Here is a 15,515-nt window from a genome sequence, read left to right on the forward strand (position 1 = left end):
TCGATCGAGGTAGGGCGACGATTTTGCCTAGGAAGGGCGCGCCTGCATGTAGCTTCGCGGTGTGAATGACGGCCCCTCGATCTCATACGACGAATTTCGGAAAGCGTGCGCCAAGCATCGCCCGAGTGAGCTGCTGCCGTTCCTCGGCCGCTATTCAGCCGAAACGCACGGACTAGGCGGCCTGAAATCGGAACAACTCAGGACCCTTCCACCGTGGAACTTCGCCACTGTTGCTCGAGAGTGCTTGCTATGGGGAAAGGATATTCCCGGGTATCGCGTGAACCAGCGCGCGGTCGCACGGCTGTTCAACATGCTGCGTGACGTTACCCAGTACGAGCACGACCCGACCCTGGCTGAGATCGTCACACCCGTCATGCATGACCAATTTCCGTACCAGGGGAACCCGTACACAGACATGGGGCGTGCGATCGCGATTCTTGCCACCGGGTGGGATGAGTTCCCTGAGTGGGACTGGACGCCGGTGTTCGGCATGTCACTGCCGCAGATGGTGAGAGCAACCTGGGTGCTGCAGGGACTGGCATCAATGCGCGGACGAATTGATCTCGAGCGCACCTGGGACGCACGCATCGGAGAAGAACTCGCCCCGCGTGAGGACCTCGAACGAGCTCTCGCCTACCTAACCCGTACACCGGAACAGCACCGCGCCAATGCCGTCAAGGCGGGGGTGCTCCGTGAGACGGCCGGGCAATATGACTTCAACCCGCTCCGATCCCACCCACTTGTCGACTTCGGACCCGGAACCGGAATTGTCGCACCCGAGCCACGCCTCGTCTGGCACGCAATATCTATGCAGAACCTCTACTACGTGGGTCCCACCGTGTTTGGTGCCACCGAATTCCATGAGCAGCTCGGACGGCGCATTGAGTCTTACGTAGGCCGTCAGCTACGACTCATCGATGGGGCGGACCTAATGGGCGAAGTCTCACTGGACGCACAAAACAAGATGTCGATCGATTGGTTCCTCGTGTTGCCCGATCTAATTGTCCTCATCGAGTGCAAATCGGCACGGCTGAATGCCAAAGCCCTGGCCGGCGACACAGGCGACATGATCCGAACAACTGAAATTCACCTAGCGAAAGCACGCAGGCAGATCGACGCCACGGCAAGAAAGGTGCTTCAGCGCGACCAGCGAGTCCGCTTTCTACCTGACGACGATCGCCCCATTGTGGGCATTATTATAGTCGCCGAAGCAATCTGGCTGGCAAATTCTGGCGTCCCGGAGTACGGGTCCCAGGGAGAGACGCCAACGATGGTGCTGTCGCTAGCCGAACTTGAGGGACTGGTATGTCTGCCCACGGCGGAGTTGAGCTCACGTCTTGCCACCACATTTACCAGCGAGGAGCGCCGCGGTTGGAGCTTCACTCAGGCATTCGGTCCTGGACTTCATGCCCAAAACAATCTAATTCTAGGGAAGCCGGGGCCCGCGCGCAGTTCCTCCACGAGAGCGACTAAGGCCTCGACCCCAGGCCGTTACTAGACCAAAGCCATACGAAGATCGGTCTTGGGGCGATCTATGCTCACTGCTGACGAGGACGGGCTCGAGATGGTGTTCCGATGAACAACGGGGCAAGTGAATAGCGAAAAGCGATCTCACCCCCTCCCTGCCTGGGCGAAGGTGGTGCTCGACTTCCTCGCGAAGATCGCAGCTGCCGGCATCGTCCAGACGGTCAAGGACTGGCTCTTCAGCTAGTCCACGTACGGCCCCCCACCTCACGGTGGGGGGCCGGTTCAGGTTCTGGGCCGTTCCACCAACGACGCGGAGAGGCCGCCACACCTTGCCTGCGGGCGGCAAGTCACCCGAGGAGGTCGTCGATGTACAGGACTGCTCGGCCGAGGGGATTCTCAAAGTGACCCTCGATGGTAACGTTCCTGCGCGGAGTCATTGCCCGGTGCCGCCCGACTCGCCGAGGGCTCTAGGGCTCTAGGGCTCTAGGGCTCTAGGGCACAAAGGCCAGGCCCTACTTGGCCTCGAGCAAGCGAAACGCGCTCGAAAAGGTGTTTCGGTGCACGACCGCTTAGCGGGCACCCAGAAAACGACCGCTTGACGGGCCCCTAAAAGGGTCATTCGCGAAAAGCTGCTTATTAGCTGGTCCTTTACGACCTACTGCGTACGACTGAGCGGCAAGGCTTCCCCGCGACACCTTGCTCCCCGCAATCACTCCTTTCAGTAGATTTGCCCCCAACGAACACCATCAATGGAGCGTTCGAGGGTGCTCGCCGAGGGCATCGTGCGCGAGAGCGGGCGGGTCGCCTCCGGCGGGGGCAAGCTCAGGACCCTAGTCGAGATCAATCCGGGCGCCCTGTACGCCGTAGGTGTCCAGCTCGGCTACGAGTGGATGACATTTGTCGCCACGGGTGTCGGCGGCGGCATCGTCGCCCGCCAGCTCGTCGACGGAGCCTCGCTCGACTCGCCGGAGGAGGTAACCGACCGGTTCGTGGCGCAGTTCGACGCCTTCGTGCCAACGCCGGCATCCCCCGGGTGTCGATCGCCGGGGTCGCGGTCGTTGCCCCCGGCCCCTTATCGGCGGACCACGGCGCCATCCTCCGATCGCCGACGCCGCGTCGATGGGAAGGCTTCTCGCTCCGGGACAAACTCTCGGAACGCCTCGACGTGCCCGGTACTCATCGACAATGACGCCGCGGCCGCCGCGGTCGGCGAGTTCTGGACGCGCCGGATCCCCCGCACAAAGACGTTCGCCAGCATCTAGATGGGGACGGGGCTAGGAGCCGGCATCATCATCGACGGGGCCCCTGCCGCGGGTCCAGCTCGAACGCCGGCGAGCTCGGCCACACCTCCGTCTACCTCGACGGTGAACGGTGCTTCTGCGGCAACCGGGGCTGCGTCGAGCGATGCGCAGCTCACGCCGCCGTCATGCGCAGTGCCCGCAGCAAAGCCGACGATCTCGCCGATCTCGGCCTAGTGTTTGGCGACGACACCGTGGCCCAGAACTTCGACAAGCTCGCCCGCGCCGCCGTGGGCGGCCACGCCGTCGCCGAGGTCTTCATCGCTCGATCCGCTCGGTACCTCGCCGCAGCTGTGGTGTCATTCGTCAACGTGCTCGACGTCGACCGGCTCGTCCTCGCCGGTCCGAGCATCGCCGTGGCCGGCTCGGTCTACGCCCGCGCCGTCCGAGACCGTCTCGTCGAGAGCGCCGTCGCCCGCCAATCCCACGGAGTTCTCGTGGAGCTTGCGACGAACCCCCGCGATTCGGCGGCCATCGGAGCGGCCGCACTGGTGCTGCAAAGATCAGTTGCGCCCGGCCACGGGCCGCGACTCGTGACACCGGCAGCTACGTTAGGGACTCCCTGATCTGGCAGCCTCTCCTCGGGCCGCGTCTGTTCTGACACACCGCGGTGTCCGGTAGAACACCGTCAAACGGGACTGCTCCTCAAGGCATTCTTTTGAGGAGCCTGTTGGTCGACCGAGGTTCAATCTCGACGGGCTCGTGCGCGATTCTCCTGGTGCGCACGTCGACGACTAGCGCACTCAAGGATTGAGCCGCTGCCGAGGTATGTCGCCAACGGGTCGATCAGCAAAATCGACGTAGCCGCCGCGCTAGATTTCTGCTCGGATCAGCTGCCTGACAGAGAGTCCCGGATCGCGCTGCAGAGCCCACCAGGCGAGCACTGATTCGTCTTCCCTCGGAATCGACACTCTCTTGCGTTCGGGCGTCGAGTCATCGGCAACTACCAAGATGCTTCCTTACTGCACAGAGTTCCCGGGATCGGGCCTCGAACAACAATGTTATGTCTGCTCTCGCAAGAGGGCCCTGCTCCCGCCCCGACGTTGTCGGGACAACAACCTGCGGTGTCTTCCACGCCTAGCCCTTTGGGCCCACATGCGACGACGAGCGGCTCCTGGCGGGTTTCATCAGCGGTCGCCATGTGGGCATCCTGCGGTTGCCCACAACGTCTCACCGCGTTCCTGTTACTGCTGGGTTACCGCTCCGTCCCGTCGCCAAAGAAAAGAGCCCCGGAACCCCTGTAGTTACGGGGTTCTCGGGGCTCTTTCGTTGGCGGGTTGTTTGCACAACCCCTGAATCGCCGCGGAGTCGGGCCTTGGACACCCTAATGAAGCTGCATTTCCCCCGAGGGTCGCTGCGATTTCCCCTGCGGGCTCCCTCAACCCCGTAAGCGCACTGGACTTGCCGTGGCCGCGCCTGCGATCGGGCAAGCCTCCCCACGGCGCCAGATGGTTGACGAGTTGACCTGGGCGGTGGCGGGCCGCCCCGCGGCCCAGTGGGGGATCCTCGAGCATGAGCACCCCATGCGCGGACGCAGGGGGCGCGCCGAGGTCACCGCGCCGTGCGGCCTCTTGGACGCTTTCGCGTTCGAGAGTCGGGCCGTTCCCTTAACCTCGTCCCATGAGCAGCTCGACGATTCGGTCTCAACTCGAGCGGAAGCGCGCACAAAAGGCCGATGCCGAGAAGAAGGCGTCGGCGGCGCGAACGAAGGAGAACGCCAAGCGCGCCGATGCAACGAAGGCTCGGGCTGCGGCATCCAAGACGAGCAACGACTCGACGCGAAAGTCACGATCGCGGGACGCGGACAGGTACGAGCAGGACGCCAATGCCGCTGGCAAGGACGCCGCCGCTTGGCAGACCAAGGCGAGCAAGTACCTGGTTGAGGAAGTGGCTTTACAAAAGCAGCTGTCAGCCGCCGAGAGGTCGGAACAGAAGGCGTCGGAGCGGAAGCGTGAGCAGACCGACACAGCCCTAGAACGGCAACGAGCTCAGCAAGTGACGGCAGCCAGAGCTGAGACGGGCCGTCTGCGCGACGAGACGGCGATGCGCTTCGACGTGCACGAGAGAGCGATAGCCGAACTTCGACAGCCGAAGAAAGAGCGCCTCCGCATCCTCGTCCTCACCTCGTCAGGCCGAGATGACCTCCGTGTCGGACGCGAGCAAAAGCAAATCCAGGATGCAGTTCGGTTCGCGTCTGGTCGCGATCAGGTTCGGCTAGACGTCCGGCCGGCTGCGACGGGTGAGGACCTCTTGAACGGTCTCACGCAGGGCACCCCTCACGTCGTCCACTTCTCCGGCCACGGCAACGAGGACGTCATCGTCTTCGAAGAGGATGTCGACGCCCACAATGACGGCCGCGCGATGTCCGGCCGGCTACTTGGCCGTGCTCTACAAGCTGTCGACGAAACTCCCCTTCTCGTCGTCCTGAATGCGTGCAAGACCGCGGAACAGGCCCGTCGCCTCACAGAAGGCATTGCGGCCTTTGCTATCGGTCATTCCGATTCGATCGGAGATTCTGATGCGATCAACTACGCGGCGCGCTTCTATGCGTCCATCGCGGACGGACAGTCCATCGGCGCTTCGCACGATCTCGCCAAAACAGCTCTCGAGATGATGGGGCTGCCTGATCATGATCTCCCGCAGCTTTATGCCGCTGTGGGCTACAACCCCTACGAAGCTCGCCTTGTGCTGTCCGAACTACCTTCGGATTCTTGAGTCCGACAAAGCCAGAAGGAATGGTGAGGTTCAATGCGGACGGGCGGCGCCAAGACGACGCATAGCTCGCTTGCGCTCTTCAGCCTGGTATTCCAGGATCCACGTGCTGGGCGAAACAACCTGGATCAGGCCTGGGAGTGAAGCGTTGAGGAAGCCGGTGTCACGAGTGATGCACACGCGGTCGACGTAGCCATCATCAGGATCGTCGGCATCCCGGGCGGTTGCGTACACCGTCCCATCTTCATGATCGAGCGGCGGATCCCCGTAGGCGCTCACGATCTCACCCACCGTGTCACCCTCCGAGCGAATGACGACTTCCCAAACGAGGTCCTCGAGCAAGGTCTGGGCATCGGCGTCTAGCCATCCAAGACCTGGGTTCCCGACGCCCGATGTGGGATGGGCAGCCTTAGACGCGACCATGAGGTTGATGTGGTCGCTCGTCCAGACACTCAGGCTGCGCCCGTCTGCGTGCTGGCCGCCCGCGCAGGCGAGGATGGTCAACACGCTGTCAAGTCCCGGATCCCTACGGTGCGGAACTCCATCGGCTCGCGCCCGGACCCCTGCTGCCACGAGCCGCTCCCAGGTGAACGGCGCGCCGACGACTCGGGCGGCGTCGAGGTAGACGTTCACGTCCAGGATGACTACAAGGCGTGAAGCCCTAGCTGGCGATCCCGTCCCTGCGTCAGTTGGCACGCCTAACGGGCCGCGAAAGGCGGAATCGTGACTTTGCTGCCTCGTAGGCGGGACCAGATGTCGTAGCAAATTGAGCAGTGCCGAGCGACGGATGCTCAATCGCGGCATGTTCGGAGGCCCGCAACCGCCCAGCCTTGCGAAGCTCCGCTACCCGCCGGTACGCGGCCCAGTCGCTTCCGATCTCCGGCTGAGGCAGTTCAATGTTCAGCGAACCCTCGCGGTAATGCTTGTCCCACACTCGGCCCGGCTCATGGGTCAGTGTCCAGAGCGCGCCCCCGGTCATATCTCCAAAAAGCGACCACACGTCTTCGACGTCATCGATGACTTCCTCACGCAACTCCTCGACGCTGATGGCTGAGGTGTCGATGTGGGCTATTGGCTGATCGTGGTACTCCTTGTACAAGCCGTAGAGAGGCTTGACCACGGGGCCGTTTTTCCAGGCCTGAACCGGCTCTCGGAACGTCGGCGCATGTCGCTCTGACAGCCCCTTGCTCTGAACAAGGAAGACGAGCTTTTGCAGTTGCAGGTTGGTGAGACTTCGACCATCGTGGTTCGCGGCGACGAGCAGACGTGACGCAATCGATGCAGCCGCAACGGTCCGCTCCACGGTCAACCCCCCATTCGTCATGATTCCCATCAACGAGATCAACTCACACTACGCGATGTTGATTCCCTCCAGCTGTAAGCCATGCGGCATCTCGAGTGCATGCGCCAGCCAAGAGACGAGGGAAAACGCAGCAGAACTCAGGCCGTTACAAGGAGCTTGCCGAGGGAATCGAGGGCCCCAGGGACGAGCGCGTAGTACGCCCAGATCCCGCGCTTGTCGCGAGTGAGGATGCCGGCGTCGACGAGGACCTTCAGGTGGTGCGACACAGTCGGCTGGCTGAGCCCGAGAGGTTCGGTGAGGTCACACACGCACGCCTCGGCCCCGTCGTGCGCGGCAACCATCGAGATGAGCCGGAGCCGGGCCGGGTCCGCGATGGCTTTCAGGCTGCGGGCCAGCTTCTCGGCGTTCTCCGCGTCCATCGCCTCGCGGGCCAGCGGTGCGCAGCACGCGGTCACGTCCGTAAGGGGCAGGAGTTCGGCAACGGGCATGTGAACACTCTTCCACACAGATTGACAGTCGTCGATGGGTTGGGGCAGGCTCAACACATCGACACTCATCGATCTACGGAGCTGCATGACGATCACCCCCACCGCGCCTGCCCAGCTCGGGACCGCTGACCGCTTCCTCCCCGTGTGGATCCTCGCCGCCATGGGCGCAGGGCTGCTGCTGGCCGTGTTCGTGCCGGCGTTCGGTGAACTGCTGCACTCGTTCCAGGTGGGACAGGTGAGCGTCCCGATCGCGGTCGGACTGCTGGTAATGATGTACCCGGTGCTGGCGAAGGTCCGCTACTCCGACACCCGCGCCATAGCCGGCGACCGGCGCCTCCTGGTGTCGTCACTCGTCATGAATTGGGTCGTCGGGCCTGCGCTCATGTTCGCCCTGGCGTGGGTGTTCCTGCCCGACCTGCCGGAGTACCGCACGGGTCTGATCATCGTGGGCCTCGCCCGGTGCATCGCCATGGTGCTGATCTGGAACGACCTCGCCTGCGGTGACCGAGAGGCGGCCGCGTTCCTCGTGGCCCTCAATTCGGTGTTCCAGGTCGTCGCTTTCGCCGGCCTCGGCTGGTTCTACCTCCAGATCCTCCCCGCCTGGCTCGGACTCCCCACAACCAGCGCGTCGTTCAGCATCTGGTCCATCACCCTCAGCGTCCTGGTTTTCCTCGGTATCCCCCTCCTCGCCGGCTACCTCTCCCGCCGCATCGGGGAAGCGACCAAGGGGCGCACCTGGTACGAGACACGGTTCCTGCCGAAGATCGGCCCCTTCGCCCTCTACGGGCTGCTCTTCACGATCGTGATGCTGTTCGCCCTCCAAGGCCAGCAAGTCGTTGACCGGCCTCTCGACGTCGTCCGCATCGCCCTGCCGTTGCTGGTGTACTTCGCCGTCACGTTCCTCGTCGCGTTCTTCACCGGACGCGCGATCGGCCTGGCCTACGAGCGGACCGCGACGCTGGCGTTCACGGCCGCGGGAAACAACTTCGAGCTGGCGATCGCCGTCGCGGTCGGCACGTTCGGAGCAACCTCCGGCCAGGCCCTCGCCGGCATCGTCGGCCCCCTGATCGAGGTCCCGGCGCTCGTGGCGCTGGTGTACCTGTCCCTGTGGCTCCGGCCACGCCTGTTCCCCTCCCCCGCCCCGGCAGCGCGCATCGCTGAACGGGTCTGACCCCTCACCCGAAGGAACCCGTCATGAGCACCAAGCCCACCGTCCTGTTCGTCTGCGTCCACAACGCCGGCCGCTCACAGATGGCCGCCGGCTACATGCAGGCCCTCGCCGGCGACCGCGTCGACGTCCTCTCCGCCGGCAGCGAGCCCAAGGACCAGATCAACCCGATCGCGATCCAGGCCATGGCCGAAGAGGGCATCGACATCGCCGGGAACCAGCCCAAGGTCCTCACCACCGAGGCCGTCCGGGACAGCGACGTCGTGATCACGATGGGCTGCGGCGACGCGTGCCCGATCTTCCCCGGCAAGCGCTACGAGGACTGGGAGCTGACCGACCCCGCCGGCCGCGGCATCGAGGACGTCCGCCCCATCCGCGACGACATCAAGGGCCGCATCCAGGCCCTCCTGGCCGAGATCGCACCCGCGACCGCCTGACCCTGAGCTGCGAGGAGACGACGATGACGGACCTGACCACGAGGCGCGGCCTGCCGGGCCTTGCCTTCCCCGAGGACGCACTCAAGCGTGCCGCGGGCGACCTCGCCACCCGGTTCGAGGGCATCTTCGGGCCCGAGACGATCGAGCGGTACGTGCTCGAGTCCTACACGGCTCTCCTTCGCACAGCGCAGGTCCGGGCGCACCTGACCACCAACGCGACCCGGTTCGCTATCGACCGACTGACCGCCCTCGGGCAGGCCACCGGGGCGATCGAGCGGACGGTTCCGGAGGTGCTGTTCGTCTGCGAGCAGAACGCCGGCCGCTCCCAGATGGCAGCCGTGTTCACCAACGTCCTCTCCGGCGGTGCCGTCCACGTCCGCTCGGCCGGGTCCCTGCCCGCCCGGGACCTCCACCCCGTCGTCGCGGAAGCGATGCGGGAGCTGGGCCTGGACCTTGACGAGGCGTTCCCGAAGCCTCTGACCGACGACGTCGTGCAGGCAGCCGACGTCGTGATCACGATGGGCTGCGGCGACGCGTGCCCGATCTACCCCAGCAAGACCTACCGCGACTGGCACCTCACCGACCCCGCCGGGCTCCCCCTCGAGAAGGTGCGCCTCATCCGCGACGACGTTCGCAAGCTCGTCGAATCGCTCCTGGCCGAACTCGGCATTGAATCGAAGGGCCTCCCCGCATGAGCCTCACCCTCTCTGTCCCTCCCCGCACCGACGCACCCACCCTCGCCGGGCTCCCCGTCGCCGTCATCGGCGCCGGCCCCGTCGGCCTCGCCGCAGCCGCGCAGCTCCTCGAACGAGGCGTCGACGTCGCGATCTACGAAGCCGGCCCGAGTGCCGCAACGGCGGTCCGTGCGTGGGGTCACACGCGCCTGTTCACCCCGTGGGAGCACCTCGTCGACCCGGCCGCCGCACGTCTCCTCGACACCACCGACTGGGAAGCCCCGGCAGCGAAGAAGCTCCCCTACGGTGCCGACTTCGTCCGCGACTACCTCGAACCCCTCGCCGCCACCCCCGAGCTGTCGGGCCGCATCCGATACGGGCACCGGGTCGCCGCGGTGTCCCGGCAGGGCATGGACCGCACCCGCTCCACGGGACGTGCCGAGACGCCGTTCCTGCTGCACCTCGACCACCACGGCGAGGTGCGCGACGAACTCGCCCGCGCCGTCATCGACACCTCCGGCACCTACACGACCCCCAACACCCTCACCTCCTCCGGTGTCGGCCTCTCCCACAGCGACGACGTCGCCGGCAGCATCAGCCACGCCCTGCCCGACGTCCTCGGCCGCGACCGGGACCGGTTCGCCGGCCGGCACACGGTCGTCGTCGGCGCCGGCCACTCGGCCGCGAACACCCTCATCAAGCTCGCGGCCCTCGCCAAGGAAGCCCCCGGGACGACGATCACGTGGGCGATCCGCAGCAGCACCCCCGCCCGGGTCTACGGGTCCGCAGCCGACCAGCTCGAAGGCCGCGGCGACCTCGGCAGCGCCGTCCGCGACCTCGTCCGTGCGGGCCCGATCGCCCTCGTGGACCGGTTCGAGGTCGACGACGTGACCAAGACCGCTGACGGCGTGCAGCTCGTCGGGCGTCGACGCGGTGAGCCCCTGACGGTCGCTGCGGACGTGGTGGTGAACGCGACCGGGTTCCGCCCTGACCTCGACATGCTTCGTGAGGTCCGGGTATCCCTGGACGAGATCGTCGAAGCACCTCGGCAGCTCGCCCCGCTGATCGACCCGAACCTGCATTCCTGCGGCACGGTCTACCCGCACGGGGTCGCGGAGCTGGGGCACCCGGAGCCGAACTTCTACATCGCCGGCATGAAGTCATACGGCCGCGCCCCGACGTTCCTGCTCCTCACCGGCTACGAGCAGGTCCGCTCCATCGCGGACGAACTCGCCGGCAACCACGAAGCCGCCCGGATCGTGCAGCTCGAACTCCCGGACACGGGTGTCTGCTCGACGAACCTCCCGGACGCCTCCGGGTGCGCCGTCGACGGAGCGGCAGCAGGTGGGTGCTGCTCGTGAGCGTCACCGTCCGGGCCATGAGCCCGGACGACTGGCCCGCCGTCGAGCGGATCTACCAAGAGGGCATCGACACCGGTAACGCCACCTTCGAGACCCGTACCCCGACATGGGAGGCGTTCGATGCCGGCAAGCTCACCGCGCATCGGTTCGTGACAGTCGACGACACCACGGGCGCTGTCCTCGGCTGGGTGGCGGCGTCCGCGACGTCGGCCAGGCCTGCCTATGCCGGCGTCGTCGAGCACTCCGTCTACGTCGCCGCGGCAGCCCAAGGCCACGGGGTCGGACGAGCGCTGCTGGGGGCGTTCCTTGACTCGGTGGATGCCGCCGGCATCTGGACCGCGCAGTCGTCGATCTTCCCTGAGAACGAGGCAAGCCTGGCCCTCCACGACCGTGCAGGGTTCCGCCGGATCGGGACGCGGGAACGGATCGCACGCTCCGAAGCAGGCCCTTATGCCGGCGTGTGGCGCGACACCGTTCTGATCGAACGACGCTCACCCACCGACCCCTCCTAGGGGCCAGCTCGGAAGACGCACTCGGTCGAGCACCGCTCAGACCGGTCAGGGCACTCGGCCAGGTCGTGTTCGGCACGAGCAAGACGCGACCGGAGCCCGTCGAGCCGGGCCTGCTTCTCCTCGATCTGACGCACCTGCTCTGCCAGGAGTGGGCGCAGCGCTTCCCGGACGTCGGTGCAGGACGTCGATTCCATGGTGCTGAGGTGCGCGCCGATCTGATCGAGGGGCAGACCGAGTTCCTTGCTGGCCTCGATCAGGTCGAGCCGGCTGAGCACGTCCGGGCTGTAGTCCCGGTACCCATTCAAAGCCCTAGCAGGGGTCAAAAGCCCGATGGACTCGTAGTACCGGAGCGCCGTTGCGGAGACGCCGCTGCGCTTGCTGACCTCGGAGATTCGCACACCGCGACCCTAGAGCTGCCGACGCCGCTTGACCTTCAAGCGGCTCGAACCTCTACGGTCACTGACGTGCCTTCCTCCCCCACACCAGTCCAGCCGTGAACGCGGTCGTCTCCTGGCTCGAACACCGGCAAATCGGCCTCTACCTGGCGGCGATCCTGGCTGCCGGCGTCGTCGGCCTCACCGTGCCGGGAGCACACCACCTCGAGGGAGCGATCGAGCCCGTGCTCGCGCTGCTGCTGTTCGCGACATTCCTCGGGGTCCCGTTCGCCGCGATCGGGAAATCCCTCCGCGACGGACGGTTCCTCGCCGCGGTCGGGGTGCTCAACTTCGTCGTCGTCCCCCTCGTCGCCTACGGGCTGTCCCGGTTCGTCTCGGACGAGCCGGCACTGCTGTTCGGGGTGCTCCTGGTGCTGCTGACCCCGTGCATCGACTACGTGATCGTGTTCGCAGGCCTCGCCGGCGGGGCATCAGAACGACTCCTCGCCGCGGCGCCGCTGCTGATGCTGGCGCAGATCCTCCTCCTGCCGCTGTACCTGCTGCTGTTCATCGGCCCCGAGGGCGTCGCCGTGGTCGAGGTCGGCCCCTTCGCCCGGGCGTTCCTGCTCCTGATCGTCGTCCCGCTCACCGCGGCCGCACTCGTGCAGGCACTCGCCCGGCGACACCGATACGGGGTCGTCATCGAGCGGACGACGCTCGGCCTGATGGTGCCGCTGATGATGGCCACCCTGTTGACCGTCGTGGCCTCACAAGCCGGTGCTGTCGGAGACTCCCTGGGCCAGCTGCTCGTGCTGGTGCCGCTCTACGCCGGATTCCTCATCGTCATGGCAGTGCTCGGCATCGGCGCCGGCCGCATCTTCCGCCTTGACGTGCCAGCGACCCGTGCTCTGGTGTTCAGCGGCGCGACCAGGAACTCCCTCGTGGTCCTCCCGCTGGCGCTGGCCCTGCCGGCGTCCCTGTCGCTCACTCCAGTCGTCGTCGTGACCCAGACGCTCGTCGAGCTCATCGGCATGGTGATCTTCGTCCGACTCGTCCCTCGTCTTGCCCCGAGCTCGGCCGGGCGAATCGAACCGGCGGCATCTAGACCCGAGCCCAATTAGCCAGTCGCGTCAAGTCAGCGTCGACTGTAGAGTCAGTGCATGCTGACTCTTTCATCGCGCGTCGACGTCATGAACCGCCTCGGGCGCGCCATGGCCGATCCGACACGATCGCGCATCCTGCTGCACCTCCTGAACCAGCCCGGCTACCCCGGCGCTCTGGCAGAGCAGCTCGATCTCACGCGGTCCAACGTGTCGAACCACCTCTCGTGCCTCCGCGGCTGCGGCATCGTCGTTGCCGTTCCCGAGGGTCGGTCGACCCGCTACGAGATCGCTGACGCTCACCTCACGAAGGCACTCACTGCCCTTGTCGACGTCGTGCTCGCCGTCGACGACGGAGAGCCCTGCACCGACGACGCATGCGACGTCCCCCTTTGCTGCGGAACCGGCGCATGAGCACGACCACGCTGCCTGCCCTGCTCAAGCCCGCACGCCGGCTACTCCTGCAGCGTCGGATCCGGATCATCGTCGCGATCACGATCACTTACAACGTGATCGAGGCGATCGTTGCGATCGCCGCCGGCACCGTCGCCTCCTCGACGGCCCTGGTCGGCTTCGGCCTGGACTCGATCGTGGAGGTGCTATCGGCCGCCGCGATCGCGTGGCAGTTCGCCGCCCCCGACCCGGAGAAGCGGGAGCGGCTGGCACTGCGGGTCATCGCGGTGTCGTTCTTTGGCCTGGCCGCCTACGTGTCCGTCGACGCGGTGCTGGCCCTGACCGGCGTCCGCGAACCCGACCACTCCCCCGTCGGCATCGTGCTCGCCGCGGTGAGCCTGGCGATCATGCCATTCCTCAGCCTGGTCGAACGCCGCACCGGCACCGAGCTGGGCTCCGCGTCGGCGGTGGCCGACTCGAAGCAGACCCTGATCTGCTCGTACCTGTCGGCGGCGGTCCTCGTCGGCCTCGTGCTCAACCTCGCGTTCGGCTGGACCTGGGCTGATCCAGTGGCGGGACTCGTCATCGTCGTGTTCGCCGTCCGGGAGGGCCTCGAGGCTTGGCGCGGTGACGCGTGCAAGACGCCCGTGTCGGCCCTGACGGGCGAGCGCCAGGTCGAGGCCTGCGATTGCTGCTGACCCCGGGGAAGCTCAGACGTGGGTGTGGTGCTCGTGCTGAGCGTGCTGGGCGGGCTCGATCTGGAAGGTCGAGTGCTCGACCTTGATCGAGAAGTGTTCAGCGACGCACTTCTGGAGGTCGTCGAGGATCTGAGGTGCGTGCCCGTCTTGGAAGCAGGAATCCTCGACGGTGACGTGCGCACTCAGGATCGGCAGCCCCGTGGCCACGAGCGAAGCGTGCAGGTCGTGGACCTCGGTGACGTGTGGCAGCTCTAGCATGTGAGCCCGAACGTCGTCGAGGTCAAGGCCGGTGGGGGTCGATTCCATCAGCACCCCTGTTGTCTCGCGGAGCAGCTTGATGGTGCGGGGGATGATGAGCACGGCGATGAGCATTCCGGCGAGTGCGTCGGCTTGGCCCCATCCGGTGGTCATGATGATGAGGGCGCTGGCGATAACGGCCACTGAGCCGAGGGCGTCGTTGACGACTTCGAGGAACGCTGCCCGCATGTTCATGTTGGCCGAGCGGCCGGCAGTGAGAACAGTGATGGACACGATGTTGCCCACGAGTCCGATGATGCCGAAGATGAGCAGCTCAGAAGAGGGCACAGCAGGAGGCTCGAACAGGCGCCGGATGCCTTCGACGAGAGCGAAGAGGCCAACCGCAAGAAGCACCGTCGCTTGGGCTGTGGCGGCGAGCACTTCCGCTCGTTGGAAGCCCCACGTTCTTTTTGAGGTTGCGGCTCGCTTCATGAGGGTGGCTGCGAGAAGCGCCATGAAGAGGCCGCCGGCGTCGGTGAGCATGTGGGCTGCGTCGACCAGGAGCGACAGGCTTCCCGTGATGATCGAGCCGATGACTTCGACGATCAGGATCGAGGTGGTGATCCCGAAGGCGATGGCGAGGCGGCGGCGGTGGTCGGTGCCGCCGGGTGCCGCGTGATCGTGGCCTGCGCCCATGTCAGTGTCCTTCGTGGTGGTGACGGTAAGCGGCGCCGACGGAGTGCTCGGCTTGGAAGATGGCGTCTTGGACGAGCTTGCTGGCGTGATCGTTGACGAGCCTGTAGAAGACACGGTTGCCGGCCTGGCGCGTCGAGACCATCCGGGCCATACGGAGCTTGGCGAGGTGTTGCGAGACCGCAGTGGGAGATTTGTCAACGATGTCGGCCAGATGATTTACCGATAGCTCTTCGTCGCGGAGAGCAAGGATCATCCGGACACGGGTTGCGTCGGCAAGCATGGAGAACACTTCGACGGCAAGTTCCACGAACGCGTCATCCGGGTGCAGTTCCTCTTGATGCGTATCTTCGTGCATGCGAAGATGGTCACACGACGTTGCCTCGATGTCTAGAGTCTTGGGGCAGTTCTGCAGCGACGTACCCCTGTTGTTGATTAGCCTTTGGTCAGACCTGACCCTGGAAGGAGGCGTGATGTTCAGAACTACGTCCGGCGCCTCCCGTTCACGGTGGTCCGTCGGGGTCTGGGCACTGTTGCTGTCCATCACAGCCGCGACCCTCGCAGCAGTTCTGGGCATCCACACCCTCGGCGACAACGCCT

At 65.7% G+C, this 15,515-nt stretch carries 18 protein-coding genes; 12 read left to right on the forward strand and 6 right to left on the reverse strand.

What is annotated here, in order from left to right:
* The first annotated feature begins 61 nt into the window (after positions 1–61).
* From EDF21_RS16525 to EDF21_RS11600, 4 genes are all read left to right on the forward strand, one after another.
* Positions 62–1,498 (forward strand): hypothetical protein, encoded by a 1,437-nt coding sequence (locus tag EDF21_RS16525; protein ID WP_148053697.1) that lies wholly within the window; start codon positions 62–64, stop codon positions 1,496–1,498.
* 733 nt (positions 1,499–2,231) lie between these two features.
* Positions 2,232–2,729, forward strand: a complete 498-nt coding sequence (locus EDF21_RS11590) for a hypothetical protein (protein WP_148053698.1) — start codon at positions 2,232–2,234, stop codon at positions 2,727–2,729.
* Positions 2,684–3,331, forward strand: a complete 648-nt coding sequence (locus EDF21_RS11595; RefSeq protein ID WP_123571438.1) for an ROK family protein — start codon at positions 2,684–2,686, stop codon at positions 3,329–3,331. Before EDF21_RS11590 ends, EDF21_RS11595 begins: the two co-directional genes overlap by 46 nt.
* A 1,054-nt stretch (positions 3,332–4,385) precedes the next feature.
* On the forward strand, positions 4,386–5,480 hold the full coding sequence (locus EDF21_RS11600; RefSeq protein ID WP_123571439.1) for a CHAT domain-containing protein: 1,095 nt from the start codon (positions 4,386–4,388) through the stop codon (positions 5,478–5,480).
* 30 nt (positions 5,481–5,510) lie between these two features.
* Here the strand turns inward: EDF21_RS11600 and EDF21_RS11605 are convergent, their stop codons facing one another.
* The 3 genes from EDF21_RS11605 to EDF21_RS11615 all read right to left on the reverse strand — a co-directional run bounded on the left by EDF21_RS11605 (position 5,511) and on the right by EDF21_RS11615 (position 7,268).
* Positions 5,511–6,110 carry a hypothetical protein gene (locus EDF21_RS11605; RefSeq protein WP_148050073.1) on the reverse strand — a complete coding sequence of 200 codons (600 nt, stop codon included), beginning with the start codon at positions 6,108–6,110 and terminating at the stop codon, positions 5,511–5,513.
* 52 nt (positions 6,111–6,162) lie between these two features.
* Positions 6,163–6,810, reverse strand: coding sequence for a Panacea domain-containing protein (locus EDF21_RS11610; protein ID WP_123571440.1), 648 nt, complete (start codon positions 6,808–6,810; stop codon positions 6,163–6,165).
* A gap of 107 nt (positions 6,811–6,917) precedes the next feature.
* Positions 6,918–7,268, reverse strand: coding sequence for a metalloregulator ArsR/SmtB family transcription factor (locus tag EDF21_RS11615; protein WP_043594596.1), 351 nt, complete (start codon positions 7,266–7,268; stop codon positions 6,918–6,920).
* Positions 7,269–7,353: 85 nt separating this feature from the next.
* On the opposite strand from EDF21_RS11615, the gene arsB reads away from it, so the two are divergent.
* Genes arsB through EDF21_RS11640 form a run of 5 tightly spaced genes read left to right on the forward strand, consistent with a single transcriptional unit; the run spans position 7,354 to position 11,420 of the window.
* On the forward strand, positions 7,354–8,439 hold the full coding sequence (gene arsB, locus EDF21_RS11620) for an ACR3 family arsenite efflux transporter (RefSeq protein WP_123547510.1): 1,086 nt from the start codon (positions 7,354–7,356) through the stop codon (positions 8,437–8,439).
* Positions 8,440–8,462: 23 nt separating this feature from the next.
* Positions 8,463–8,873, forward strand: a complete 411-nt coding sequence (locus EDF21_RS11625; protein ID WP_055811500.1) for an arsenate reductase ArsC — start codon at positions 8,463–8,465, stop codon at positions 8,871–8,873.
* Between the two features lie 23 nt (positions 8,874–8,896).
* Entirely contained in the window at positions 8,897–9,568 is a 672-nt protein-coding gene (locus tag EDF21_RS11630; RefSeq protein ID WP_123517319.1) for an arsenate reductase ArsC, read from the forward strand.
* The gene (locus EDF21_RS11635; protein ID WP_123517317.1) at positions 9,565–10,908 is read left to right on the forward strand and encodes an NAD(P)-binding domain-containing protein; all 1,344 of its coding nucleotides are present in this window, start codon (positions 9,565–9,567) and stop codon (positions 10,906–10,908) included. The genes EDF21_RS11630 and EDF21_RS11635 overlap by 4 nt, the downstream gene beginning before the upstream one ends.
* A 17-nt stretch (positions 10,909–10,925) precedes the next feature.
* Positions 10,926–11,420 carry a GNAT family N-acetyltransferase gene (locus tag EDF21_RS11640; RefSeq protein ID WP_123571506.1) on the forward strand — a complete coding sequence of 165 codons (495 nt, stop codon included), beginning with the start codon at positions 10,926–10,928 and terminating at the stop codon, positions 11,418–11,420.
* Here the strand turns inward: EDF21_RS11640 and EDF21_RS11645 are convergent.
* Positions 11,417–11,818, reverse strand: a complete 402-nt coding sequence (locus EDF21_RS11645; protein ID WP_123517316.1) for a MerR family transcriptional regulator — start codon at positions 11,816–11,818, stop codon at positions 11,417–11,419. The genes EDF21_RS11640 and EDF21_RS11645 overlap by 4 nt on opposite strands.
* 95 nt (positions 11,819–11,913) lie before the next feature.
* Here EDF21_RS11645 and EDF21_RS11650 point away from each other — a divergent pair, with 95 nt between their 5' ends.
* The 3 genes from EDF21_RS11650 to EDF21_RS11660 are packed head-to-tail and all read left to right on the forward strand — an operon-like array spanning position 11,914 to position 13,985.
* Positions 11,914–12,915: an arsenic resistance protein gene (locus EDF21_RS11650; protein WP_123571441.1), complete on the forward strand. Its 1,002-nt coding sequence runs from the start codon at positions 11,914–11,916 to the stop codon at positions 12,913–12,915.
* A 39-nt stretch (positions 12,916–12,954) separates the two neighbouring features.
* On the forward strand, positions 12,955–13,308 hold the full coding sequence (locus EDF21_RS11655; RefSeq protein ID WP_123517313.1) for a helix-turn-helix transcriptional regulator: 354 nt from the start codon (positions 12,955–12,957) through the stop codon (positions 13,306–13,308).
* Positions 13,305–13,985, forward strand: coding sequence for a cation diffusion facilitator family transporter (locus EDF21_RS11660; protein WP_123517311.1), 681 nt, complete (start codon positions 13,305–13,307; stop codon positions 13,983–13,985). Before EDF21_RS11655 ends, EDF21_RS11660 begins: the two co-directional genes overlap by 4 nt.
* A 12-nt stretch (positions 13,986–13,997) precedes the next feature.
* Here EDF21_RS11660 and EDF21_RS11665 read toward each other — a convergent pair whose 3' ends face one another.
* Complete coding sequence (locus tag EDF21_RS11665; protein ID WP_123517309.1) at positions 13,998–14,918, reverse strand: cation diffusion facilitator family transporter; 921 nt, start codon at positions 14,916–14,918, stop codon at positions 13,998–14,000.
* A gap of 1 nt (position 14,919) precedes the next feature.
* The gene (locus EDF21_RS11670) at positions 14,920–15,273 is read right to left on the reverse strand and encodes a metalloregulator ArsR/SmtB family transcription factor (protein ID WP_191330333.1); all 354 of its coding nucleotides are present in this window, start codon (positions 15,271–15,273) and stop codon (positions 14,920–14,922) included.
* Positions 15,274–15,515 lie beyond the last annotated feature (242 nt).

This window comes from Frigoribacterium sp. PhB118 (genome assembly GCF_003751725.1).
GTDB lineage: Bacteria > Actinomycetota > Actinomycetes > Actinomycetales > Microbacteriaceae > Frigoribacterium.

Excerpts from the sequence above, each read along its gene's own strand:
- EDF21_RS11640 (WP_123571506.1), top strand. The coding sequence starts at position 10,926 with ATGAGCCCGGACGACTGGCCCGCCGTCGAGCGGATCTACCAAGAGGGC.
- EDF21_RS11610 (WP_123571440.1), bottom strand. The coding sequence starts at position 6,810 with ATGGGAATCATGACGAATGGGGGGTTGACCGTGGAGCGGACCGTTGCG.
- EDF21_RS11660 (WP_123517311.1), top strand. The coding sequence starts at position 13,305 with ATGAGCACGACCACGCTGCCTGCCCTGCTCAAGCCCGCACGCCGGCTA.
- EDF21_RS11670 (WP_191330333.1), bottom strand. The coding sequence starts at position 15,273 with ATGCACGAAGATACGCATCAAGAGGAACTGCACCCGGATGACGCGTTC.
- EDF21_RS11625 (WP_055811500.1), top strand. The coding sequence starts at position 8,463 with ATGAGCACCAAGCCCACCGTCCTGTTCGTCTGCGTCCACAACGCCGGC.
- EDF21_RS11600 (WP_123571439.1), top strand. The coding sequence starts at position 4,386 with ATGAGCAGCTCGACGATTCGGTCTCAACTCGAGCGGAAGCGCGCACAA.
- EDF21_RS11655 (WP_123517313.1), top strand. The coding sequence starts at position 12,955 with ATGCTGACTCTTTCATCGCGCGTCGACGTCATGAACCGCCTCGGGCGC.
- EDF21_RS11635 (WP_123517317.1), top strand. The coding sequence starts at position 9,565 with ATGAGCCTCACCCTCTCTGTCCCTCCCCGCACCGACGCACCCACCCTC.
- EDF21_RS11630 (WP_123517319.1), top strand. The coding sequence starts at position 8,897 with ATGACGGACCTGACCACGAGGCGCGGCCTGCCGGGCCTTGCCTTCCCC.
- arsB (WP_123547510.1), top strand. The coding sequence starts at position 7,354 with ATGACGATCACCCCCACCGCGCCTGCCCAGCTCGGGACCGCTGACCGC.
- EDF21_RS11615 (WP_043594596.1), bottom strand. The coding sequence starts at position 7,268 with ATGCCCGTTGCCGAACTCCTGCCCCTTACGGACGTGACCGCGTGCTGC.
- EDF21_RS11665 (WP_123517309.1), bottom strand. The coding sequence starts at position 14,918 with ATGGGCGCAGGCCACGATCACGCGGCACCCGGCGGCACCGACCACCGC.